We start from the raw sequence: 24050 nt of genomic DNA on the forward strand, positions 1-24050 counted from the left end.
TGAAACTTGGGTTCCCGGTGTGGAAGGACAAGAGCCGGACATGACTTTTTATGAACCGACCGGATGGAGTTCCAGTAATACGGGTGCTCACTTTCTGAAAGGAATGCATTATGTGGATAGATATGTAGTAACTCAAACGAATGATGCGCATTGGGGAAAATCTGCAGCGAAAATTGAAACACTGGATTCTAAAGGAGCCGATGCAGGTTTTGCCAAGATACCCAAAGTAACTACCGGCTCCTTGTTTCTGGGAGCTTTTAAGACCAGTTTCCCGAATACACTTGAAAGTACTAAGTTCGGTATTGAATTTAGTAAGAAACCGCTTTCATTGAAAGGATATTATAAATATGCTCCGGGTGAAAATTATTATGTTTGCCAATCCATAGAAACTTGCGATATAGCTACGGTAGATGCTACTCAAACAGACGCATTTTCCATTAAAGCAGTATTGTATATTACCGATGAATATAAAGCTGATTATTCCGACTGTCTGACGGGAGCGGATATTTATACTTCGAATAGAGTAGTAGCTACTGCGTCTCTTGAAGGAGGTGCACAAGCAAATTGGACATTCTTTGATATTACTTTAAACTATAAGAAGCCTTATGATGCCAATCAGAAATATCGTTTTGCCATCATTTGCTCGTCCAGTAAAGAGGGGGATAAGTTTTGTGGGGCTCCCGGCAGTGTATTGATAGTAGATGATTTTGAGTTGATATCAGCAGAGTAACTATAACGTTACTTGAATCTTTTAGTAAGCAAAATATAAACCTATAATTATTTTATTTGTGCCATCTTATTGGCACGATTGTCCGTTCCATTGGCATCACTATGTCACTTAATTGGCACAAACGCGCCAATTAAGTGACACCAATTGAAAGAAAGTCAGAAAAGAAATTTAGAAAGCATATCCGAATCCGATGTTCAAATAGATAGGATACATAGCAAATGTAATTGTATGGAAATCGTTTTTAAAGATATCATTTAATCCCCATGTGAAATCTGCATAGATATTTAGATGTTTGAATGCTTTCCACCCGGCACCAAACTGTAATCCCCATTGAAAGTGTCTTAAATTGTCCGAGAAGTCATATGTAGCAATTTTCCCATCAGTAAATTCCACTTTATCCCCTGTGGGATTTCCTTCGCGAAGATACCCTTCATAAACATTTCCGGAAAACTCTCTTGAGAGTATATAGGAAAAATAAGGTCCTCCTTTTATATTCCATCGGCTATTTATTTTATAAGTAGCCATCAGGGGAATTGTCAGACCCGAAGTATGTACTTTGGTTTTTACTCCGCCTGTCCATACACCACTTATTCTTTCGCCTCCCTGTCCCAAAATCTCCATGCTGTAATTTTTTACAGTGGCTTTTGTAGTCATTGCTTTGTTTTCGAGTCGCAGCCCTGTAATGATTCCGAATTTATTCTGAAGAGCAAACCATTTGGTGACTTCTCCTCCAATGCTGATAGCAAGAGTGGGATTATAACTATCGACAGAGCGGATTTCTGCCGGAAGTGGGAGTGGCGCTGTGCCACCAATACTGAAACCGGCTTTAATTTCATATTCCAGTCCACTTAAGGCAGAACGGATCAGAGTTTCATTTCTATCGACTTGGGAATAAGAAGGAAGGGTAACTCCAAGGCTGATTAACAGGCATATTATATAAGGATAGATTTTCATGATTATTATAAATAGGATGAGTACTTCATTAAAGATTAGTTCTCTGAATGATAAATCAGCTCGGCTTGGTCGATTTGTAAGTTGCTGCCGATTGCTCCATTAAAATGATCTCCTTCAAGGCTGGAAGAGAAAACAATGGATATATTGTATTTTCCTTCCTGAAGTTTTTCTTTGTCAATGAACTTTCCGGGAAGGGGAGTGAACGGAAGTTTGAAATAAGTCCATTCATCAGTTTCTTTAGCATCGTTTATACGTGCCATTGATACCAGATTTGGACTTGTGAAGGCATTAGTTCCGTCAAGGGTAGAAACTGTTTCACTAGTCTCATACATAATGGCATATATGTCACATATATCGCGTTTGCCGTTTACCGGTTTACCGCCTTCTGTAAATTGGCTTCCGGCTTTATACTTATAATAACCAGCCAGATAAGTAGGAACGTGCCGGAAAGGAAGACCGAATTTAGTTGCTTTCAAAGGATTACTCATGGCATTGTTTACATCAAAAGAACCAATAAACAAATTACCTGCTGCAATAGGCATTCCTACCATTTGCCCGAAAAATCCGGTGCTGCGGGTAACGAGTGATAAACATTTTCCATCTGTGCCTCCTGTTATCTGGAAAGTTGGGTAATTGTCGGCTGTTTTGGGTACTCCGGTCAAAGCATATCCGGCATTTCCACTTGCCCATTGCATTACGACTTTTCCTCCTTCCCGTTCTACAAATATGTAATATTTCTGTCCGCCAAGCGTATCCTCAAAATTATAGTTGGTTGCTAATTCCGTATCTACAACAGATACAGAATAAAGTTTCTTCCAGAAGCCATCGGCTGCGGTGACTGTGTATGTTTGTGGCGAATGGAAATCCCGTTCAGTTCCTCCCACAGGGGCAATCTTTGCACCCGGCGTAAGAGTGAATTCCGGTGCAAGAGTGGTGAGGTCAGTACCCGGAGCAACAAAAAGGGTTACGGAATTATTATTTATAATAGGATTTGTTGTCATGATTACTCCAGGCAAACTACAGCTTACTATATCAGCTTCTGCGTTGGGTGCTTCATCGCGGATACAGGCAGTAGAGAGGATTATTGATAACGTATAGATAATTACGTGTTTTGCTTTCATTTTCTTTATCAAATTTACTTGTTTATGTTATGTATTCAAGAAATTTATAACAATATGATATTTTATTTGTTCAAATTAGAATGGTCGGTAGGAAAGATTTTCCTATTTTTGTGGGAACTAAATCTATGTCGTTTATGATTGAATCAGAAAGAAAACAAATCATCGGTTTAATAAAAAGAGAAGTTGTTCCGGCCATTGGATGTACTGAACCTATCGCGGTGGCTCTTTGTGTTGCCAAAGCTGCCGAAACTTTAGGGGGAAAACCTGAAAAAATCGAAGTTTTGTTAAGTGCCAATATATTGAAGAATGCAATGGGGGTCGGTATCCCGGGGACGGACATGGTAGGACTTCCGATAGCTATTGCTTTGGGTGTGTTAATCGGAAAATCAGACTATCAATTGGAAGTTTTAAAAGATTGTACACCGGAAGCAGTAGAGCAGGGAAAACAGTTTATCGGGGAAAAACGTATTTGTATTTCTTTGAAAGAGGGTATTAGTGAGAAACTATATATCGAAGTTATTTGTAAAACGGCAGATAAAATGGCGAAGGCTGTGATTTCCGGAGGACATACTACCTTTATTTACATAGCAACAGACGAAAATATTCTGCTTGATAAACTGCAAGCGACCAATGAAGAGGATGAAGAAGAAATACTTGAATTGAATTTGCGTAAAGTATATGATTTTGCTTTGACAGCCCCTTTGGATGAAATCAATTTTATTCTTGATACTGCCCGTTTGAATAAAGCTGCTGCCGAGCAGTCATTTAAAGGTAACTACGGACATTCTTTAGGCAGAATGTTGCGTGGAACTTACGAATATAAAGTGATGGGAGACAGTATTTTCTCTCATATTCTTTCCTATACTTCCGGAGCTTGTGACGCTCGAATGGCTGGCGCAATGATTCCCGTTATGAGTAACTCCGGCAGTGGTAACCAAGGAATAGCCGCTACTTTGCCCGTGGTTGTCTTTGCCGAAGAAAATGAAAAATCAGAAGAAGAATTAATTCGTGCTTTGGTATTAAGCCATCTTACCGTTATTTACATCAAGCAAAGTCTTGGACGCCTGTCTGCTTTATGTGGTTGTGTCGTAGCCGCAACGGGGTCCAGTTGTGGAATCACTTGGTTGATGGGAGGTGATTATAACCAAGTAGCTTTTGCTGTTCAAAATATGATCGCTAATCTGACAGGTATGATTTGTGATGGAGCAAAACCAAGTTGTGCTCTAAAAGTAACCACTGGGGTATCAACTGCGGTATTATCTGCTATGATGGCAATGGAAAACCGCTATGTAACTTCTGTTGAGGGAATTATTGACGAAGATGTAGATCAAAGTATCCGTAACCTAACCCGGATTGGTTCACAAGCCATGAATGAAACAGATAAAATGGTACTTGATATCATGACCCACAAAGGATGCTAAAATAATAAAGAGCTAAAAATAAAAAATGAAGAATTAGCTATGTAATGTCTGCAAAGCAATTCTTCATTTTTCATTTTTAGCTCTTTATTTATCAGTGACAATGTCCGCCTTCGCAACCGCAGTCGTCACCACATTCATGATCACCACAACCGCCGCCGCAACTGTCGCATCCGCAACCGCCACCTTCGCCACTCATCATTTTTACCAATTCCTGAATTTCATCATTTGTAGCAGGGCGGCTTTCGATAACTTCACCTTCGAAGATCAATGCAGCACCTGCAAGAGGGTGGTTAAGGTCTACAACCACTATATCCGGTTTGATTTCTACTACGCTGGCATTTACACGTCCTCCTTCTGCAGTCATCAAAGGAACGATACTTCCTTCTTGCACACGTTCGCTGTCGAATTTACCATCTATTTCGAAGATATTTTTAGGAAGATCGATAACGTGCTGTTCGTCATATTCACCATAAGCTTTTTCAGCAGGAATGGTAAAATCGAATTTGTCACCCTTAGAGAGAGCAGCGACCTGAGTTTCAAAATCTTCGAGTGTTGCGCCTAATCCAGAGATGAACTGAAAAGGGTGTTCAGCTTTTGCTTCTTCGAACAATTCTTTTTCTCCGTCTTCCATTGTATATAGTTTGTATGCAACGGTAATGTACTTGTTTTCTGCTGTTTCCATTTAATTTTTTATTTCTGATTAATAAATTCCGGCATTCCGGAAGAACAAAGATATATATTTATTTGGTTGAACTCGGTGCAAAGATAGCAAATTTCAGATTATTAAGCGAAATGTTAAAAACGAACACTGATGTAGCTTTGTGGATAATAGTTGTAAATTCAACCTTTAAGTGATAAAATAAGATTTATACCCTCTCTTTTCTTACGATTATTCGTTTTTTTGCGTTTTTTTTCTTCGATTTGTTTGGAGATAAGAAAAAAGCCCTTACCTTTGCATCACAAAAATATAGAAGAAGATATGAATATGTTACATACATCTATTAACCTAGCAGTCTTGCATATTATTCGCGTCGTGGTGGTCCCATCAAGAGCGTGAGAAAGGTTTTATGTATGTATTCGTACCATAAAAGATAAAATTTGGAGCCTTTCTCACTATTGTGAGGAAGGCTTTTTAATTAAAAGAAATATTGAAATGAAAAAGCAATTACGCAGTTCGTTTAGTACACAGGGGCGTCGCATGGCAGGAGCCCGTGCATTATGGGCAGCCAATGGCATGAAGAAGAACCAAATGGGCAAGCCTATTATAGCTATCGTCAATTCATTCACACAGTTTGTTCCGGGACACGTGCACTTGCATGAGATTGGTCAGTTTGTGAAAGCTGAAATTGAAAAGCTGGGATGCTTTGCTGCGGAATTCAATACAATAGCCATTGATGATGGCATCGCTATGGGACATGACGGTATGCTTTATTCGCTTCCTTCACGAGATATTATTGCCGATAGTGTTGAATACATGGTCAATGCTCACAAAGCGGATGCAATGGTATGTATCAGCAATTGTGATAAAATTACTCCGGGAATGCTGATGGCGGCTATGCGGCTGAATATCCCTACTGTATTTGTTTCAGGTGGCCCGATGGAAGCCGGTGAATGGAATGGTAAGCATTTGGACTTGATTGATGCAATGATTAAGTCGGCTGACGATAGTGTAAGCGACGAGGAAGTAGCAAAGATAGAACAAAATGCCTGTCCGACGTGTGGAAGTTGTTCCGGAATGTTTACTGCTAATTCCATGAACTGCCTGAATGAGGCTATCGGATTGGCACTCCCCGGAAATGGAACGATTGTAGCTACTCATGAAAACCGTGCCAAACTTTTCAAAGATGCTGCAAAGCTGATTGTGGAGAATGCAATGAAATATTATGAAGAGGGAGATGAAAGCATACTTCCACGTAGCATCGCTACTCATCAGGCTTTCCTGAATGCAATGACACTGGATATTGCAATGGGAGGTTCCACTAATACGGTTCTTCATTTATTGGCGATAGCTCATGAAGCCGGGGTGAATTTTAATATGGATGATATTGATATGTTATCCCGTAAAACTCCCTGTTTGTGTAAGGTCGCTCCGAATACTCAGAAATATCATATTCAGGATGTCAATCGTGCCGGTGGTATCATTGCCATTATGGACGAACTGGCAAAAGGAGGTTTGGTTGATACTTCAGTCCGCCGTGTGGATGGAATGTCGTTGGCAGAAGCAATTGATGAATACTCCATCATGAGTCCGAATGTAAGCGAAAAAGCAATTAAGAAATACTCAAGTGCAGCCGGAAATAAATTTAATTTGGTTTTGGGTTCGCAGGATACTTATTATAAGGAATTGGATAAAGATCGTGCTAATGGTTGTATCCATGATGTGGAACATGCTTATAGTAAAGATGGAGGATTGGCTGTGCTGAAAGGAAACATAGCTCAGGACGGTTGTGTAGTAAAAACGGCAGGTGTGGACGAAAGCATCTGGAAATTTATCGGACCTGCTAAAGTCTTTGACTCGCAGGATGCTGCTTGTGAAGGTATCCTAAGTGGGCGAGTCGTCAGCGGTGACGTCGTCGTCATCACGCACGAAGGTCCGAAGGGTGGTCCCGGTATGCAGGAAATGCTTTACCCAACCTCTTATATCAAATCCCGTCATTTAGGAAAAGAATGTGCCTTGATTACTGACGGACGTTTCAGCGGTGGAACTTCCGGATTGAGTATCGGTCATATTTCTCCTGAGGCAGCAGCGGGTGGCAATATTGGAAAAATTGTGGATGGAGATATTATTGAAATCGACATTCCCGCCCGGACGATTAACGTGCGACTGACCGATGAAGAACTGGCTGCCCGCCCGATGACTCCTGTCACTCGTGATCGCTATGTGCCGAAGAGTCTGAAAGCGTATGCCAGCATGGTAAGCTCTGCCGATAAAGGAGCGGTGAGATTAATTGATTGAGAATAATTAAAAAATAAGTGCATTTGCCAATTAGCTATTGGCTGGTATGCTACTACATTATATTATTATGAGTAAAGACTTAATAACAGGTGCGGAGGCGTTGATGCGTTCCTTGGAATATCAGGGAGTAGATACTATCTTCGGTTATCCGGGAGGTTCCATAATGCCGGTATTCGATGCTTTGTACGATCATCAAAAGAACTTAAATCATATATTAGTTCGTCATGAGCAGGGAGCTGCGCATGCAGCACAAGGGTTCGCACGGGTATCGGGAAAAGTGGGTGTTTGCTTGGTGACTAGTGGCCCCGGTGCTACTAATACTATAACCGGTATTGCAGATGCAATGATTGATAGTACGCCTATTGTTGTAATAGCTGGACAAGTAGGTACAGGTTTCTTAGGTACTGATGCTTTTCAGGAAGTAGATTTAGTCGGAATTACACAACCTATCGCTAAATGGAGCTATCAGATTCGTCGTGCGGAAGACGTAGCTTGGGCGGTAGCACGTGCTTTTTACATTGCACGTAGCGGTCGTCCGGGTCCCGTAGTATTGGACTTTGCAAAAAATGCACAGGTTGAAAAAACGAAATATGAACCGACAAAGGCCGATTTTATTCGTAGCTATGTTCCCGTTCCCGAGACTGATGAGGAATCTGTAAAAGTAGCCGCAGAACTTATAAATAATGCAGAACGTCCGCTTGTATTAGTAGGACAAGGTGTCGAATTGGGGAATGCCCAGCAGGAACTGCGTACTTTTATTGAAAAGGCAGATATGCCTGCGGGATGTACATTGCTTGGACTTTCTGCTTTGCCTACCGATCATCCGTTGAACAAAGGTATGCTGGGTATGCATGGAAATCTGGGTCCGAATGTCAATACCAATAAATGTGATGTATTGATTGCTGTCGGTATGCGTTTTGATGACCGTGTGACAGGAAAGCTTGATACATATGCTAAACAGGCGAAAGTTATTCATTTCGATATTGATCCGGCAGAGGTAAATAAGAATGTAAAAGTAGAAGTTGCTGTGCTTGGCGATTGCAAAGAAACATTGGCAGCCGTTACTCAGCTTTTAAAGAAGAAACAGCATACTGAATGGGTTGATAGCTTTAAAGAATATGAGCAAGTAGAAGAAGAGAAGGTGATTCGTCTTGAACTTTATCCCTCTTCAGAATCATTGAGTATGGGAGAAGTGGTACGTGCTGTTAGTAATGCCACTCAGCATAAGGCCGTTTTGGTAACTGACGTAGGTCAGAATCAGATGATATCTGCCCGTTATTTTAAATATACGAAAGAGCGGAGTATTGTGACTTCCGGTGGACTTGGGACCATGGGATTTGGGCTTCCCGCAGCTATCGGAGCTACATTCGGAGCACCCGACCGCACTGTATGTGTATTTATGGGAGACGGAGGACTTCAGATGAATATTCAGGAACTGGGTACTATAATGGAGCAGAAAGCTCCGGTTAAAATGATCTGTTTGAACAATAATTATCTTGGGAATGTACGTCAATGGCAAGCAATGTTTTTTAACCGTCGCTACTCATTTACACCGATGTTAAACCCTGATTACATGAAAATTGCATCTGCTTATGATATCCCCTCCAAGCGAATTTTTAATCGTGAAGAATTGAAGGCTGCTATTGACGAAATGCTGGCAACTGAAGGTCCTTTCTTGCTTGAGGCGTGCGTGGTGGAAGAAGGCAATGTTCTGCCGATGACCCCTCCGGGTGGTTCGGTAAACCAGATGTTATTGGAGTGCTGAATAAAAAGGAATAATTCTTAATTTAAGAAGTTATGGATAAAACATTATATACGATTATAGTTCATTCCGAAAATATTGCCGGGTTACTGAATCAGGTGACAGCTGTTTTTACGCGCCGGCAGATAAATATCGAGAGTCTGAACGTTTCTGCCTCTTCAATAAAAGGGGTACATAAATACACAATTACGTCTTGGACCGATAAAGACACTATTGAGAAAGTAGTGAAGCAGATTGAAAAGAAGATTGATGTTATTCAGGCTCATTACTTTACCGATGATGAAATTTATTTTCATGAAATAGCTTTGTATAAAGTTTCGACTCCTGCTTTTCAGGAAAATACGGAAGCATCGAAACTTATTAGAAGGTACAATGCGCGTATTGTGGAAGTAAATCCCGTTTTCTCTATTGTGGAGAAGAATGGTATGAGTGAAGATATAACTTCCCTATATGATGAATTACGTGCTTTGAATTGTGTGTTGCAGTTTGTCCGTTCCGGCCGTGTGGCTATTACCACAAGTTGCTTCGAACGGGTCAATGAGTTTTTGGATGGACAAGAAGCAAAATATAATAAGAGTAAGAAAGGACAGGAATAATGAACGCAGAAACCAAAATAGGTACTTATCAGTTTGTAGCAGAACCTTTCCATGTTGATTTTAATGGACGTCTGACAATGGGTGTATTAGGAAACCACTTGCTTAATTGTGCAGGTTTCCATGCCAGTGATCGCGGATTTGGAATTGCCACATTGAATGAGGATAATTATACATGGGTACTTTCACGTTTGGCTATCGAGTTGGACGAGATGCCGTATCAATACGAAGAATTTACTGTTCAGACATGGGTAGAGAATGTCTATCGTCTGTTCACGGATCGTAATTTCGCTGTCATCAATAAGGACGGAAAGAAAATCGGTTATGCTCGTTCTGTATGGGCTATGATTAATCTGAACACCCGTAAGCCGGCTGATTTGTTGGCATTGCATGGCGGAAGTATTGAAGACTATGTATGTGATGAGCCATGTCCGATAGAGAAACCATCACGTATCAAAGTGACTACGACTGAACCATTGGCTACAATAATTGCCAGATACAGTGATATTGATATTAACGGTCATGTAAACAGTATCCGTTATATCGAACACATTCTTGACTTGTTTCCGATTGAATTGTATAAGACCAAGCGTATCCGTCGTTTTGAAATGGCGTATGTGGCGGAAAGTTATTATGGGGATACTCTCACTTTCTTTTGTGATGAAGCGAATGAAAATGAGTTTCATGTAGAAGTGAGAAAGAATGGTAATGAAGTCGTTTGTCGTTCGAAAGTCGTTTTTGAATAAAAAAAAAAATAGATATGAAGAAGTACTGTTTTATATTGCTCCTTTTAATAACAGTTCGAGTAGGTGCTCAGGACTTTTACTTATTGCCTAAGGTAGGGTTAGGTTTATCTAATATAACGAACAATGACAAAGATAAAAGTAGTATGCGTCCCGGATTTAACTTTGGATTGGGTGCAGGGCTTATCTGGAATGAAAGGGTAGGGATAGAAACCGGAATTTATTATCTGATGTTAGGCAATAAATTTAGTACGGATTATATTTCATATACAACTAAGTTGGATTATTTTAGTATACCGATTTATGCGAAAGGATATGTTTATAAAGGATTGTTTTTATTTGCAGGTCCTCAATTTGGTTTTAATGTAGTCCGGGATGATGGGAGGGATGAAGATTACTTATCCGATATTGATAAGGTTCGTAAGTTTGACTTCTCTGTAGGAGTTGGTGCCGGTTATCAATGGGATTTTGGCTTACAACTTTCGGCAAGTTACAACTTTGGACTGATTGATGCCTGGAAGAAGTATCCTGAAGAATGGTCTCCTTCCGGAAAGAAGTGTAATAACATCTTCCAATTTAATGTAGGTTGGACAGTGGGATTTTAGAAAGAAAGATTATAATTATTAATAACTCGCTCTTATTCATCTCCTTGTAGAGGATGAAAAGGAGCTTAAAAAATGAAAAAGAAAATGGCACAGTTGAATTTTGGCGGTGTTACAGAAACTGTAGTAATCCGTGACGAATTTCCTTTGGAAAAAGCTCGTGAGGTATTGAAAAATGAAACAATTGCTGTAATCGGTTATGGTGTACAAGGTCCTGGTCAGGCATTGAACTTGCGTGACAATGGTTTCAACGTAATTGTTGGTCAGCGTCCGGGAAAAACATACGAAAAGGCAGTTGCAGACGGATGGGTTCCGGGTGAAACTTTGTTCAGCATTGAAGAAGCTTGTGATAAAGGTACAATTATCATGTGTCTGTTGTCTGATGCAGCTGTTATGTCTGTATGGCCAACTATTAAACCTTACCTGACTCCGGGCAAAGCACTTTATTTCTCTCATGGTTTTGCTATTACCTGGAGTGATCGCACAGGTGTAGTTCCTCCTAAAGATATTGACGTATTCATGGTTGCTCCTAAGGGTTCTGGTACTTCATTGCGTACAATGTTCCTTGAAGGTCGTGGATTGAACTCTTCTTACGCTATTTATCAGGATGCTACTGGTAAAGCTATGGATAAAACGATTGCAATAGGTATTGGCATCGGTTCAGGATATCTGTTCGAAACTACGTTCGTTCGTGAAGCTACTTCCGACTTGACAGGTGAGCGTGGCTCTTTGATGGGAGCTATCCAAGGATTGCTGTTGGCACAATACGAAGTATTGCGTGAAAATGGTCATACTCCTTCTGAAGCATTCAACGAAACCGTAGAAGAGCTGACTCAGTCATTGATGCCATTGTTTGCAAAGAACGGTATGGACTGGATGTATGCTAATTGCTCTACTACTGCTCAACGTGGTGCTCTCGACTGGATGGGCCCGTTCCACGATGCTATCAAACCGGTAGTTGAAAAACTGTATCACAGTGTGAAGACTGGTAATGAAGCACAGATTTCTATTGATAGCAATTCACAACCAGACTATCGTGAAAAACTGAACGAAGAACTTCGTCAATTGCGTGAAAGCGAAATGTGGCAGACTGCTGTTACTGTTCGTAAGCTTCGTCCGGAAAACAATTAATCTGGTATAGGTTATAAGATATTATAAAATAAAGGGTGTTCTGTAAATTTGCAGGACACCCTTTACTTTTGGGATATTTAGTAAATATCTCATTAAAAAATAGAGTATTTACTGAATATTTCTACTGTGATAAGGATAAGATTCGAGATATTTCTCAAAAGAGATAAAGTGTTTTTATACTCTATAAGAACTTGATGCAATCCTATCTTTATAATACTATTGAAAAGAAGCTGGATTAATATATTCCATTAGCTTTTTGTAGAAAGGATGTTTGGTTAGTGTGGCAGCATCACCTAAAATGACTAATTTCATTCGTGCTCGTGTGATGGCTACATTCATACGTCGTAAGTCATTTAGAAATCCTATTTGCCCATCATCGTTAGCACGTACCAGGCTGATAAAAACCACATCCCGTTCTTGTCCTTGAAAACCATCCACTGTATTGACCGTGATGAGGCTACGGAAAGGACGGAGGAAACTACTTCCTTTAATTTTACCTCGCAGATATTGAACTTGAGCTTTATAAGGAGAGATGAGTCCAAAGTCTATCCGTTCGTCTAAAATCCGTTGTTTGCCTATTCGGTTGATGTATGCTTCTAGCTCTTGCAGTAGCAGGTTAGCTTCTTGTTTATTGATTCTTCCGAAACTTTCTCCGACAAATTCCTCATGGAAGTCCATTTCCGATGTGTCGATCCAACTCATCGGAGTATTATAGTCGAGTATTCCCCTATGGCGTACTTCGGGAGCAGCTTCCAGTTCGCCATGATAAAACCATTCGGAGGGGAAACGCATGATGTCTTGGTGCATTCGGTACTGTACTTTAAGTAAAGAGACGGCAGAAGGTTTCTGTGCTACTACTTTCTCCATTAATGTATGGGCGAGTCCTCCACGGGCAGCTTCGATACACTTGATTGTGGGAGGAAGCTGGCAATGATCTCCGGCAAGAATAACCCGGTCGGCTTTGCGGATGGCAATCCAGCAAGCAGCTTCTATTGCTTGGGCAGCCTCGTCAATAAACAAAGTAGGAAAACGTCGTCCATTAAGTAGTCGATGATTGCTACTGACCAAAGTAGAGGCTATTACACGTGAACTATCAAAAAGATCAGCATTGATTTGAATCTCCAGTTCGGTAGCACGGTCACGAAGGCGGTTCATATGGTTGCGAATACCTTCCCGTTCGGAATAACTTCCCCGTCGCATCCGGTTACCCATTTCCCGGATCGATTTTCGGATTCCCCAAAGTTCCGGATAAGCGGGATGATTTTCAAAACGGCGTTCGTAAGTGAACGATAACATCTTGTCATTTACTCGGGTAGGATTACCGATACGGAGTACGGGCACACCGCGATCCACTAACTTCTCGCTGATCCAGTCTACGGCAGTATTGCTTTGGGCACAAACCAACACTTGCGGTTCGCGATGTAGCGTTTCGTAGATTGCTTCAACAAGTGTTGTTGTTTTTCCAGTTCCCGGAGGACCATGCACGATGGAAACGTCACGTGTGCATAGTACTTTATTGACTGCTGACTCCTGTGTGCTGTTGAGCCAAGGAAAGCGAACGGGATAGAGTTCACGAAATCCGGTTTTGGAAGTACCTAATAATATATCGCGTAGTTCGGCGAGTCGGTTACCTTTTGCACGGAGTACGTCTTCTAACGCTTCGAACATACATCGATACGATGTTTCGTCAAAGTAAAGTTGAACACCCAGAACATCATCCGTTTGAAGTTCGAGCAACGCACCGGCTCCCGGAAGTACAACGACCATTCGTTCTTCATCCGCATAACTGACGGTTGCAATGAAATTCATATATTTCACCTTTCCATCGAATGACTGGCGGAAAAAGCAGACGGAACGACCAAACTCGAAAGAGTGTTCTATTTCTTTATTTTCGGTTCGTGTAATATCTATTACAAGTTGATTCAGAGAATTGTAGTAACTTCGGCCAAGAGCAGCAGGATACCAGCAAAGGCCACGTTTCACTTTGCGGGCGACACCCATTGTTTCGGTTTGCCGCTTAAACTCCTCCTTCTCATATTCGTACTCCATTCGTAGGAGGAGTTGTTGTTGCTGAAGGTCCAAAATTGGACTTTTCGAATTATCATTCATTATAGATGCAAAGGTAACAAATCTTCTGCCGGAAGCGATAATATATTTCAATTTGTTAAACAATCAAGGAGCTTCGTTCGTTATTTTTATAGTTGGACTTAAAAAAATAAAAGCATATGGTGTATGATTTGAATATGTTAGAGGCTTTCTACTCTGCCTATAAATGGAAGATAGAACATATACGGGCTGTATTGAAACGCCCTTTGACATTAGCTGAGAAAATTTTATATGTTCATTTGTATCATGAGAGTGGTTTAAAAAATTATGAGCGTGGAGTGGATTATGTAAATTTTCGTCCCGACCGCGTGGCTATGCAGGATGCTACTGCACAGATGGCTTTACTTCAATTTATGAATGCGGGAAAGGAACGGGTTGCTGTACCTTCTACAGTTCATTGTGATCACTTGATACAGGCATATAAAGGGGCTAAGGAGGATATAGCCACTGCCACCAAGACAAATGCTGAAGTATATGATTTTTTGCGGGATGTTTCTTCGCGTTATGGCATTGGCTTCTGGAAACCGGGTGCGGGAATCATCCATCAAGTAGTGCTCGAAAATTATGCTTTCCCCGGCGGAATGATGGTGGGAACGGATTCGCATACACCTAATGCAGGAGGTTTGAGCATGGTAGCTATTGGTGTCGGAGGTGCTGACGCTGTGGATGTAATGACCGGTATGGAGTGGGAATTGAAAATGCCCAAACTGATTGGTGTAAAACTAACTGGTGAACTGAACGGTTGGACTTCTCCGAAAGATATTATCCTGAAACTAGCGGGTATTCTGACTGTTAAGGGAGCTACGAATGCGATTATCGAATATTTTGGTCGGGGAACGGCTTCACTTTCGGCCACGGGTAAAGCAACCATTTGCAATATGGGAGCTGAAGTGGGAGCTACTACTTCACTTTTCCCCTATGACGAACGAATGGTGAGTTATTTGGAAGCTACCGGGAGAAAACGTATCGTTGAAATGGCTGAATACGTTGCTGATGACTTGCGTGCGGATGAAGAAGTAATTAACGATCCGGAGAAATACTATGATCGGGTGATCGAAATAAATCTGACAGAATTGGAACCTTATATAAACGGACCTTTTACTCCGGATGCTGCAACTCCTATTTCCGAGTTTGCAGAGAAGGTATTATTGAATGGTTATCCTCGTAAGATGGAAGTGGGGCTGATTGGATCTTGTACCAATTCTTCTTATCAGGATCTGAGCCGTGCCGCTTCTCTGGCAGAACAAGTTGCCGAAAAGAATCTGAGTGTAGCTGCGCCTTTGATTGTTAATCCCGGATCGGAACAGATTCGTGCAACGGCTGAACGGGATGGAATGATGGAAGTTTTCGAAAAGATAGGTGCTACGATTATGGCAAATGCCTGCGGACCTTGTATCGGACAATGGAAACGCCATACCGATGATCCTACTCGTAAGAACTCGATTGTAACTTCATTCAACCGTAACTTTGCTAAACGTGCGGATGGCAATCCCAATACTTATGCTTTCGTAGCTTCTCCCGAACTGACTATGGCATTGACTATCGCCGGAGACCTTTGTTTCAATCCACTGAAAGACAGATTGGTCAATCATGATGGAGAAAAAGTGAAACTATCTGAACCGGTAGGAAAGGAACTTCCGCCTAAAGGATTTGCTAAGGGTAATCAAGGATATATAGCCCCTGCCGGAACAAATGTAGAAATTACGGTAGATCCGAAATCACAGCGTTTACAATTACTGGCTCCTTTCTCTGCGTGGGATGGAAACGATTTACTTAATATGCCACTGTTGATTAAAACTCAAGGAAAATGTACCACTGACCATATCTCTATGGCAGGACCATGGCTTCGTTTCCGCGGACATTTGGAGAATATCTCCGATAATATGTTGATGGGAGCAGTCAATGCGTTTAATGGTGAAACGAACAAGATATGGAATCGTTCAACCAATACTTACGGAACCGTCTCCGGTACGGCTAAGATGTATAAGTCCGAAGGTATTCCTTCCATTGTTGTAGCCGAAGAAAATTATGGAGAAGGCTCTAGTCGTGAACATGCTGCTATGGAACCTCGTTTCTTAAATGTCCGTGTCATTCTCGCCAAGAGTTTTGCCCGCATTCATGAAACAAATCTGAAAAAACAGGGAATGCTTGCTATTACCTTTATAGATAAAGCTGATTATGAGAAGATACAGGAACATGACCTTCTTTCTATAACGGGGCTGGTAAATTTTGCGCCGGGACGTAATCTGACAGTCGTTCTTCACCATGAAGACGGAACAAAAGAAAGTTTTGAAGTACAACATACTTATAATGAACAGCAGATTGCCTGGTTCCGTGCCGGCTCTGCTTTAAATGCAAGATAAAAAGATGAGCAAAATAACAATGCAGGAGAATGGTACGCTGTTGGTACCCGATATGCCTACCGTACCTTTTATAACAGGAGATGGAGTAGGAGCGGAAATTACTCCGTCTATGCAAGCCATTGTGGATGTGGCAGTGCATAAAGCCTATAAAGGTAAACGTCGCATTGAATGGAAAGAGGTTTTGGCCGGAGAACGTGCATTCAATGCTACCGGTTCATGGTTGCCGGATGAAACAATGGAAGCTTTTAATGAATATTTGGTAGGTATTAAAGGTCCCCTGACTACTCCCGTCGGTGGAGGAATCCGTTCACTGAATGTAGCTTTGCGTCAAACTTTGGATTTGTATGTATGTCTTCGTCCGGTTCGCTGGTATCAGGGTGTACAATCTCCCGTGAAAGCCCCTGAAAAAGTAAATATGTGTGTGTTCCGTGAGAATACGGAAGACATCTATGCAGGAATTGAATGGGAAGCCGGTACGCCGGAAGCTAAAAAGTTCTATCAGTTTCTGAAGAATGAAATGGGAGTGACAAAGGTACGTTTCCCGGAAACTTCTTCGTTTGGAGTGAAACCCGTTTCGAAAGAGGGAACGGAGCGTTTGGTACGTGCAGCTTGTCAGTATGCACTCGACCATCATTTGCCTTCCGTTACATTGGTGCACAAAGGAAATATTATGAAGTTCACCGAAGGAGGATTTAAGAAATGGGGATACGAATTGGCAGAACGTGAATTTGCCGATGCTCTGGCAGACGGACGTCTGGTGATAAAAGACTGTATTGCTGATGCGTTTTTACAAAATACACTGTTGATTCCTGAAGAATACTCGGTAATAGCAACCTTGAATTTGAATGGAGATTATGTCTCCGACCAACTGGCTGCTATGGTAGGAGGTATCGGTATTGCACCGGGAGCAAATATCAATTACGGCACAGGTCATGCCATCTTTGAAGCTACTCATGGAACCGCTCCTAATATTGCCGGTAAGGATGTAGTGAATCCATGCTCCATCATACTTTCAGCCGTTATGATGCTTGAATATTTTGGTTGGAGAGAAGCGGCGAAACTGATCGAGAAGTCTTTGGAACAAAGTTTTTTGGAGGCACGTGCTACTCACGACTTGGCTCGTTTTATGCCGGGAGGAACTTCTCTTCCGACCTCAGCTTTTACACGTGAAATAGTGGCGAGAATTGAAAAATAAGAAATAACGATCTAAAACGAAGAATATCATGAAGAAAGAGTATTTGATTTACAAACTTTCCGAGGAGATGAAGGAAGCTACCCGGATAGATAACGAATTGTTTTCCAAGTTTGATGTAAAGCGGGGATTGCGCAATGAAGACGGTACGGGTGTGTTGGTGGGACTGACTAAAATTGGTAACGTAGTAGGTTATGAACGTATCCCGGGGGGCGGACTGAAACCTATTCCCGGTAAATTATTCTATCGGGAGTATGATGTGGAAGATATCTCTCACGCTATCATCAAAGAAAAACGTTTTGGTTTCGAAGAAGTTGCTTATCTGTTGTTGTCCGGTCATTTACCGGATAAAGAAGAACTGGCTTCCTTTTCTGAAATGATAAACGACAATATGCCGTTGGAACAGAAAACCAAGATGAATATCATCGAATTGGAAGGAAACAATATCATGAATATTCTGTCTCGCAGTGTACTAGAAATGTATCGCTTTGATCCGAATGCAGATGATACTTCACGTGATAACTTGATGCGTCAGAGCATTGAACTGATTTCTAAGTTCCCCACTATCATAGCGTATGCTTATAATATGCTTCGTCATGCAACACATGGGCGTTCTCTCCATATTCGTCATCCGCAGGAGAAGTTGTCAATAGCGGAGAACTTCCTTTATATGTTGAAAAAAGACTATACGGAGTTGGATGCACGCACTTTGGATTTACTGCTGATTCTTCAGGCAGAACACGGTGGTGGTAACAACTCAACATTCACAGTCCGCGTTACTTCTTCTACCGGAACGGATACTTATTCGGCTATTGCAGCAGGTATCGGTTCGCTGAAAGGTCCGCTTCACGGAGGAGCCAATATTCAAGTGGCAGATATGTTCCATCACTTGCAGCAGAATATCAAAGATTGGACGAGTGTTGATGAAATAGATACTTACTTTACCCGTATGCTGAATAAGGAAGTGTACAATAAGACCGGATTAATCTATGGCATTGGTCATGCTGTTTATACGATTTCCGATCCGCGTGCTCTTCTGTTGAAGGAACAGGCGCGTGACTTGGCGCGTGAAAAAGGCAAAGAGGAAGAATTCGCTTTCCTTGAACTGTTGGAAGAACGTGCCATTGCTACTTTCGGACGTATTAAGAATAACGGAAAAACGGTATCGAGCAACATTGACTTCTATTCCGGTTTTGTATATGAAATGATCGGTTTGCCACAAGAAATATTCACTCCCCTCTTTGCCATGGCTCGTATCGTTGGCTGGTGTGCGCACCGCAATGAAGAATTGAACTTTGAAGGTAAACGTATCATTCGTCCGGCGTATAAGAATGTTTTGGAAGAAGCTCCTTATATTCCTATCAAGAAGCGTTAATAGATTGGGTAAAACTGTCTTAAAATAGAAAAATAAGTCAGCTTTATTTATAATCAGTAAGTTAAGAATATCAAGATCCCCCTATTTACTCTATTTTTATCTTAAAACAGAGCTAAAAAGGGGGATTCCTTTTGGATGAGTTTTAATTAAAAGCTTTCCTACAATAGAAAGAAGGCATAATCCTCTATCAACCTATCACCTTTGTCCGACTTATCCTTTTTCTGATATAGTAACCTATACTACTTCTCTTCCAAAGTCTTAATAGATAAATTCTTCTCCATTAAGACTAAACTTCTTATTCTTTAATAGTAAAGTTTCTCTCTGTTTGGTATAAACTATAAATGGAACTTTTGATTGTATAATTGCAAGTTCCGTTTATAAAAACGCAAGTTTCATTTATATAATCAGAACTTGCAATTATAGATTGCTCTTTGGCAAAAATAACTTTTCTATTAGAGAAGAACAAGTTTAGTATTAATGGAGAGGAACTTATCTATTAATACTTTAAGAGTAAAGTAGCTAATGTATATCTACTTGTTATATCAATCAAAGATATTTGAAATATAAAAGGGTAGAGGAGTGGATTTGGGTAACAGTCAATAAGGTTGATTATACTTTTTAATTGCCATCTCCTAACTTGTTAATTGGGGGACTGGATCAACAAAGTGCATCATGTTTACTATGAGCTTAACGATGAAGAGTAAGTCTTATTCTCCTATATTCAAGTAAATATTTCATCGATAGAAGATTTGTTCGGAGTTATAATTTATATTAATTATATTGCGAACATATGTAAGCAAAGAGATTATTTAAGCAAACATTTATCAATTTTCAATAAGGTAACAATATTGATTGAAAATCTGAGTGCTATGTTTTGGGAATGATGCATTATGGACTTTCTCAAAACGGAAGGAAAATGACTTGAAACAGAACAAAGTTTACCAATGACTCTTTAGAGATTATTGAGTTCTAAATCAACTAATAGGCTATATACAACTATACCGTTTTGCAATTTATGTTTATTCATGTCAGATTGGTAAAAGATAAATAAAAGAAGAACTTTAATCTTATTACTATTTTACAAAATAAACTTTTTTTGGAAATTGGGAGCTAGATAGAATAAATTTTTCTTTTATTGTTTAATATAAAGGATAAGGTATCTGTAAAAGAATGATTTAGAGATAGGGATAGATGCCTTTATTCGAAAGTGAATAAACTATATTCTGTTCTATACATAATTTGTATTAAAAAGGTTAATATTGTATAATATTAAGCATAGTAAACGATTTATTTTTTACATTTGTAAAAGGTGTATGTAAAATTTGTTTTTCTATTAATATTTAAATTTATTTATATGAGAAGCAAAGTACTAAAGATTGCAATGTTGTCAGTTTCAATAATTAGTTTATATAACTTTTATTTTTAACTCTATGAAGGAGACTCGTTTATATTGTTTTAAATGATATTAGGATTGTCACTACTGACAAGGGTGAGATTAGTCATGTTTTTTTATTGCAATCACCATTTAGATACTTTAAATGTGTAAACTGCAACAGTATATGTATGGATAGAATAAGATGAAATAAAATCTTTAAAAAGATAGAATATACAGAATTTTAAATAATTGATTATTAACTTAAAAAAAAGTAGAAATGAAAACGAAACTATTTAAGGCAACTTTGTGTGTTGTAGCATTAGCTATTGTAGCAACTGTATGGATAAAAGTACAATCAATCGAAAGATTCTCTGATATCAAACTCACCAATATCGAGGCGCTTGCTAATAATGAACATGAAACTCAAACGTGTACTAGAATATCAGCTTGGGTAACATGTTATGATAAAGATGGTAATTGGAATGGAATGAGTATTACAGCTATTGAGACATACGAGGTAAAAAGTGATGCTGAGATATGTGAACATGCTCGTCTTACTTCATGTCCGAAAATATAACTAGATAATTAGAGTTTAAAGGTCCGACGTTATTAATAATATTACATAGGTGTTTGGTCTTTTAAATTAAACTATGTTTTATCTATAGTGCAAAATGAAAGTCTAAACTCCTATGTGTGGATATTAGGCAATATAATAATGTCTTAACATATATCAACCATGAAACATATAAGTATTATTTTTCTTTTTATTCTATTATTTTCATGTACGTCTCGCGATAAGAATAATAATGAAGGAATAACATACACTATTAAATTAGATGATAACCCAAAAACAAATTTGAAATACTCTGATATCATTGATGTTCAGAAATGGATTACACTCGATACTCTCAATGAATGCATTATTGGAGATGTTGCAAAGATAGAATATTTTAATAAGGAGTATTACGTTCTTGATAAAACTATTCAGAAATGTGTGCTTGTATTTGATGAGCATGGGAAGTATTTGCGCCGTATAGGAAAGTTTGGTCAAGGTCCTGGAGAATATGTACAAATATATGACTATACTATAAATAAAAAGACAGGTTGTGTTGTTATACTTACTGGACTATCAAAGGTTTATTTATATAGCTTAGAGGGCGAATTTAAAATGTCTAAACAAGTGAGTAAATCTTTGTTGTGGAATATTACTAGTAATGATTGTGGATACTTGATGTCATCCAATCATAATACATACACTGAGGGTGAGAATGCCTATCTATTATATGCTTTTGATAGTGATTTTAATCTCAAAGGCAAATGGATACATGTCCTTCCCAAACAGATGCCTACTCTGCCTTTACTATCTTCTGCACTGCAAACAGTTGGAAATGAAGTATACTGTTGCGATGTTTTTACCAATTCTATTTATACCTATAATTGTGATGTAGATAGTGTTATTAAAAAATACGATATACTCTTTCCTGCACCGATGCCCGATGGCATTTTTGCTAATGTTATGGATTTTATGGAGAAACAACGTGACTATGACTTTATTAGTGAGGTGGTCATAAATGAAGATAATATGTTACTTGGCTATATTCACCAAGGACGTTATAATCTTGCGATCATAGGTTCTGATGGCTCCATAGTAAGAAATGGTCAATATTCAGGTCATTTTCCTAAAACATTCCATGGTAGTAATAAAGAACTTTTGTCTCCGATTTCAGCAGACGAATACTTGACATATTGGGAAAAGCTTCCTATAACTCATTATAATGGTATAATATCTCCTGAAAGTAACTTTATGATACTTAAGTGGACTATGAAATAACTTTTATGTAGTTCGGCTATTAGTCTTCTGGATACTGTTGAGAGAAATATGGCTTTCTAGTAGATTCTATCCTGACTTTCAGGTCTATGTTTGTCATTAACGTTATTTCAAGCTCTAGTTATGTATGTGTTCTCTGCATAAATTATGTATATACAGCAAAACCGACCACTTCATTACAAATGAAGTGGTCGGTTTTGCTGTATATTTGCTGAATGTTTCTAATTGTCTAACAGGGAGTTTAATATCTAACTTTATTTCTATAAATTGCTAGACTTCTCAAATCTAAACCAATCTAATCTAAAAAGATTATTCTCTTGTCCTTTTCCTTTGAATACAAGATAAAGCTTCTTATGGAAACCTTTTGCGTTTTTACTTAATCCGGTGGATTGAATAGTCCATTTTTGTTCTCCGCCTGTATTCTTTACTTCTAAAACACCAATGGGCTTGTTGAGCATGGAATCAAGATAAATCTCAAGTTGTCCTCCCTTCGTTTCTGAAGCTACTTTTGCTGAAAAAATATCAGCTCCATTTCCCAGATTAATGTTTTCATATAGGAGATAATCGTTGTTTCCGCCTTTACAAATATCCAACCCGTCGGGAGTACATTTTTCGAGAGTTAATCCATAGAGATTATGGAAGTTCTCAGCTTCAAAAGTGCGGTTAATATCATCTGCTTTGTTTTCTCCGAAAACCTTTAATTCAAAGATACTCAATGCATTCTTTGCATTGATAAGATCGATTCCATCTGCCGTCTCCGGAATATTTATACCATCGAGAATGCTTAGACGAACGAATCGTCCTTGTACGGAGGACTTATTTGGGAGAGTATCTGTGACAGGAGATTGAGATACACCGTTCATAGTTCTGTCTGCAAAAACTTTCCAAGCCTTACTCTCTGATGCAATATCCAGATTACTTGCTTCTTCTTGCTGTAAATATTCGATCTTGTATTTATAAGTACGGCTTGTAAATTCAAAAATAGTTTCTATCTCATTTATCCGACAGTTACTTCCCAAATCTACAATGATCCATGAATTCTTGACATCGATTCCTGCATCCCAATGTGTACCGTAATTCTCATCAACAGCAAAGTTACCGGAATAACGGAATGAAATGTCATTGGTACGGTAACGACCGGAAAAAGTTGAGCTGTCATATTCTCTGGCAGATGACACTTTGGTTTGTTTGCCTAATGCTATGTTTTTACGAGAATCTTTCTTAGTATTTGCTACTGTCACTCCTTTGTGTGTGGGTTTAATTTTTTGTATACTTCCATCAGCGTTGAAAAATACTTCCTCGATACATGTTTGCCGTTTGCTATCGACAAAAGGATAGTGTTGTCGGTGGTAAGCAATAAATATACGTCCGTTATAATCAAACATTGAATGATGTCCCGGTCCTAAGATTTGATTGGTATCATCACGTTGCAAGATAGGAGTGGTCATTGATTGGTTGATCTCCCGATAGGGACCGGTTATGTGTTCTGATACTGCATATCTTACATTGTAATTTTCACTTCCATTGAAAGACCACATTAAGTAGTATAAATCATTTTTTTTATAGATGTAGGATGCTTCGAAAGCATTCTTAATTTCATCAACTTGATGATATTTGTAGGTTCCGATAAATTTATTGGAGGCTGTTTGCTCATATTTGGGGTCCTCATTATCGATGTATATTTTCCCTGCTTTATCAAACTTTAGTTTCATGATCTTAAAATGCCATGAGTCTGTGGTGATATACATCGTATGGTCATCGTCTATAAAAAACTGTCCGTCGTATCCTTGGAAGAGCA

At 39.4% G+C, this 24050-nt stretch carries 17 protein-coding genes and 1 pseudogene; 13 read left to right on the top strand and 5 right to left on the bottom strand.

The features are described from left to right. Positions 1 to 7: 7 nt before the first annotated feature. Positions 8 to 730: pseudogene (locus PHO71_RS26210) on the top strand (PCMD domain-containing protein); the annotation flags it as partial. Between the two features lie 168 nt (positions 731 to 898). Here PHO71_RS26210 and PHO71_RS12595 read toward each other — a convergent pair. After that, positions 899 to 1684 carry a porin family protein gene (locus PHO71_RS12595; RefSeq protein ID WP_300203745.1) on the bottom strand — a complete coding sequence of 262 codons (786 nt, stop codon included), beginning with the start codon at positions 1682 to 1684 and terminating at the stop codon, positions 899 to 901. A 35-nt stretch (positions 1685 to 1719) separates the two neighbouring features. Continuing rightward, positions 1720 to 2805, bottom strand: a complete 1086-nt coding sequence (locus tag PHO71_RS12600) for a PCMD domain-containing protein (RefSeq protein ID WP_300203747.1) — start codon at positions 2803 to 2805, stop codon at positions 1720 to 1722. A 134-nt stretch (positions 2806 to 2939) separates the two neighbouring features. On the opposite strand from PHO71_RS12600, the gene PHO71_RS12605 reads away from it, so the two are divergent. Further along, positions 2940 to 4226: a serine dehydratase subunit alpha family protein gene (locus tag PHO71_RS12605; RefSeq protein ID WP_300203749.1), complete on the top strand. Its 1287-nt coding sequence runs from the start codon at positions 2940 to 2942 to the stop codon at positions 4224 to 4226. A gap of 91 nt (positions 4227 to 4317) precedes the next feature. On the opposite strand, the gene PHO71_RS12610 is transcribed toward PHO71_RS12605, so the two are convergent. Then, a complete protein-coding gene (locus PHO71_RS12610; protein ID WP_300203751.1) occupies positions 4318 to 4908 on the bottom strand; it encodes an FKBP-type peptidyl-prolyl cis-trans isomerase in 591 nt (196 codons plus the stop codon). A 471-nt stretch (positions 4909 to 5379) separates the two neighbouring features. On the opposite strand from PHO71_RS12610, the gene ilvD reads away from it, so the two are divergent. The 6 genes from ilvD (at position 5380) to ilvC (ending at position 12013) form a co-directional block, all read left to right on the top strand. Next, entirely contained in the window at positions 5380 to 7182 is a 1803-nt protein-coding gene (gene ilvD / locus PHO71_RS12615) for a dihydroxy-acid dehydratase (protein WP_300203753.1), read from the top strand. A gap of 67 nt (positions 7183 to 7249) precedes the next feature. Continuing rightward, entirely contained in the window at positions 7250 to 8947 is a 1698-nt protein-coding gene (gene ilvB, locus PHO71_RS12620; RefSeq protein WP_300203755.1) for a biosynthetic-type acetolactate synthase large subunit, read from the top strand. A 32-nt stretch (positions 8948 to 8979) separates the two neighbouring features. After that, the gene (gene ilvN, locus PHO71_RS12625; RefSeq protein ID WP_300203757.1) at positions 8980 to 9540 is read left to right on the top strand and encodes an acetolactate synthase small subunit; all 561 of its coding nucleotides are present in this window, start codon (positions 8980 to 8982) and stop codon (positions 9538 to 9540) included. Then, entirely contained in the window at positions 9540 to 10283 is a 744-nt protein-coding gene (locus tag PHO71_RS12630) for an acyl-ACP thioesterase domain-containing protein (protein WP_300203759.1), read from the top strand. The genes ilvN and PHO71_RS12630 overlap by 1 nt, the downstream gene beginning before the upstream one ends. Positions 10284 to 10297: 14 nt before the next feature. Beyond that, on the top strand, positions 10298 to 10885 hold the full coding sequence (locus PHO71_RS12635) for a porin family protein (RefSeq protein WP_300203761.1): 588 nt from the start codon (positions 10298 to 10300) through the stop codon (positions 10883 to 10885). An 84-nt stretch (positions 10886 to 10969) separates the two neighbouring features. Next, positions 10970 to 12013 carry a ketol-acid reductoisomerase gene (gene ilvC, locus PHO71_RS12640; protein ID WP_300203779.1) on the top strand — a complete coding sequence of 348 codons (1044 nt, stop codon included), beginning with the start codon at positions 10970 to 10972 and terminating at the stop codon, positions 12011 to 12013. A gap of 216 nt (positions 12014 to 12229) precedes the next feature. On the opposite strand, the gene PHO71_RS12645 is transcribed toward ilvC, so the two are convergent. Next, a complete protein-coding gene (locus PHO71_RS12645; protein ID WP_300203763.1) occupies positions 12230 to 14185 on the bottom strand; it encodes an AAA domain-containing protein in 1956 nt (651 codons plus the stop codon). Positions 14186 to 14238: 53 nt separating this feature from the next. On the opposite strand from PHO71_RS12645, the gene PHO71_RS12650 reads away from it, so the two are divergent. The 5 genes from PHO71_RS12650 to PHO71_RS12670 all read left to right on the top strand — a co-directional run bounded on the left by PHO71_RS12650 (position 14239) and on the right by PHO71_RS12670 (position 22255). Further along, positions 14239 to 16482 (top strand): aconitate hydratase, encoded by a 2244-nt coding sequence (locus PHO71_RS12650; RefSeq protein ID WP_300203765.1) that lies wholly within the window; start codon positions 14239 to 14241, stop codon positions 16480 to 16482. Between the two features lie 4 nt (positions 16483 to 16486). Further along, positions 16487 to 17677 carry an NADP-dependent isocitrate dehydrogenase gene (gene icd, locus PHO71_RS12655; RefSeq protein WP_300203767.1) on the top strand — a complete coding sequence of 397 codons (1191 nt, stop codon included), beginning with the start codon at positions 16487 to 16489 and terminating at the stop codon, positions 17675 to 17677. 28 nt (positions 17678 to 17705) lie between these two features. Continuing rightward, a complete protein-coding gene (locus tag PHO71_RS12660) occupies positions 17706 to 19049 on the top strand; it encodes a citrate/2-methylcitrate synthase (RefSeq protein WP_300203769.1) in 1344 nt (447 codons plus the stop codon). A 1652-nt stretch (positions 19050 to 20701) separates the two neighbouring features. Continuing rightward, positions 20702 to 21001 (top strand): NVEALA domain-containing protein, encoded by a 300-nt coding sequence (locus PHO71_RS12665; protein ID WP_300203771.1) that lies wholly within the window; start codon positions 20702 to 20704, stop codon positions 20999 to 21001. 159 nt (positions 21002 to 21160) lie between these two features. Continuing rightward, positions 21161 to 22255, top strand: a complete 1095-nt coding sequence (locus PHO71_RS12670) for a 6-bladed beta-propeller (RefSeq protein ID WP_300203773.1) — start codon at positions 21161 to 21163, stop codon at positions 22253 to 22255. Between the two features lie 257 nt (positions 22256 to 22512). On the opposite strand, the gene PHO71_RS12675 is transcribed toward PHO71_RS12670, so the two are convergent. Next, positions 22513 to 24050 (bottom strand): carbohydrate-binding protein (locus PHO71_RS12675; protein WP_300203775.1); only part of this gene is annotated, 1538 nt, incomplete at its 5' end.

Origin of the sequence: Bacteroides sp., from assembly GCF_028690125.1 — a bacterium.
Taxonomy (GTDB): Bacteria; Bacteroidota; Bacteroidia; order Bacteroidales; family Bacteroidaceae; genus Bacteroides.

Coding starts and splice junctions, on each gene's coding strand:
- ilvN (WP_300203757.1), top strand. CDS start 8,980: ATGGATAAAACATTATATACGATTATAGTTCATTCCGAAAATATTGCC.
- ilvC (WP_300203779.1), top strand. CDS start 10,970: ATGGCACAGTTGAATTTTGGCGGTGTTACAGAAACTGTAGTAATCCGT.
- PHO71_RS12635 (WP_300203761.1), top strand. CDS start 10,298: ATGAAGAAGTACTGTTTTATATTGCTCCTTTTAATAACAGTTCGAGTA.
- PHO71_RS12630 (WP_300203759.1), top strand. CDS start 9,540: ATGAACGCAGAAACCAAAATAGGTACTTATCAGTTTGTAGCAGAACCT.
- icd (WP_300203767.1), top strand. CDS start 16,487: ATGAGCAAAATAACAATGCAGGAGAATGGTACGCTGTTGGTACCCGAT.
- PHO71_RS12660 (WP_300203769.1), top strand. CDS start 17,706: ATGAAGAAAGAGTATTTGATTTACAAACTTTCCGAGGAGATGAAGGAA.
- PHO71_RS12605 (WP_300203749.1), top strand. CDS start 2,940: ATGATTGAATCAGAAAGAAAACAAATCATCGGTTTAATAAAAAGAGAA.
- PHO71_RS12650 (WP_300203765.1), top strand. CDS start 14,239: ATGGTGTATGATTTGAATATGTTAGAGGCTTTCTACTCTGCCTATAAA.
- PHO71_RS12665 (WP_300203771.1), top strand. CDS start 20,702: ATGAAAACGAAACTATTTAAGGCAACTTTGTGTGTTGTAGCATTAGCT.
- PHO71_RS12670 (WP_300203773.1), top strand. CDS start 21,161: ATGAAACATATAAGTATTATTTTTCTTTTTATTCTATTATTTTCATGT.
- ilvB (WP_300203755.1), top strand. CDS start 7,250: ATGAGTAAAGACTTAATAACAGGTGCGGAGGCGTTGATGCGTTCCTTG.
- ilvD (WP_300203753.1), top strand. CDS start 5,380: ATGAAAAAGCAATTACGCAGTTCGTTTAGTACACAGGGGCGTCGCATG.
- PHO71_RS12610 (WP_300203751.1), bottom strand. CDS start 4,908: ATGGAAACAGCAGAAAACAAGTACATTACCGTTGCATACAAACTATAT.
- PHO71_RS12595 (WP_300203745.1), bottom strand. CDS start 1,684: ATGAAAATCTATCCTTATATAATATGCCTGTTAATCAGCCTTGGAGTT.
- PHO71_RS12600 (WP_300203747.1), bottom strand. CDS start 2,805: ATGAAAGCAAAACACGTAATTATCTATACGTTATCAATAATCCTCTCT.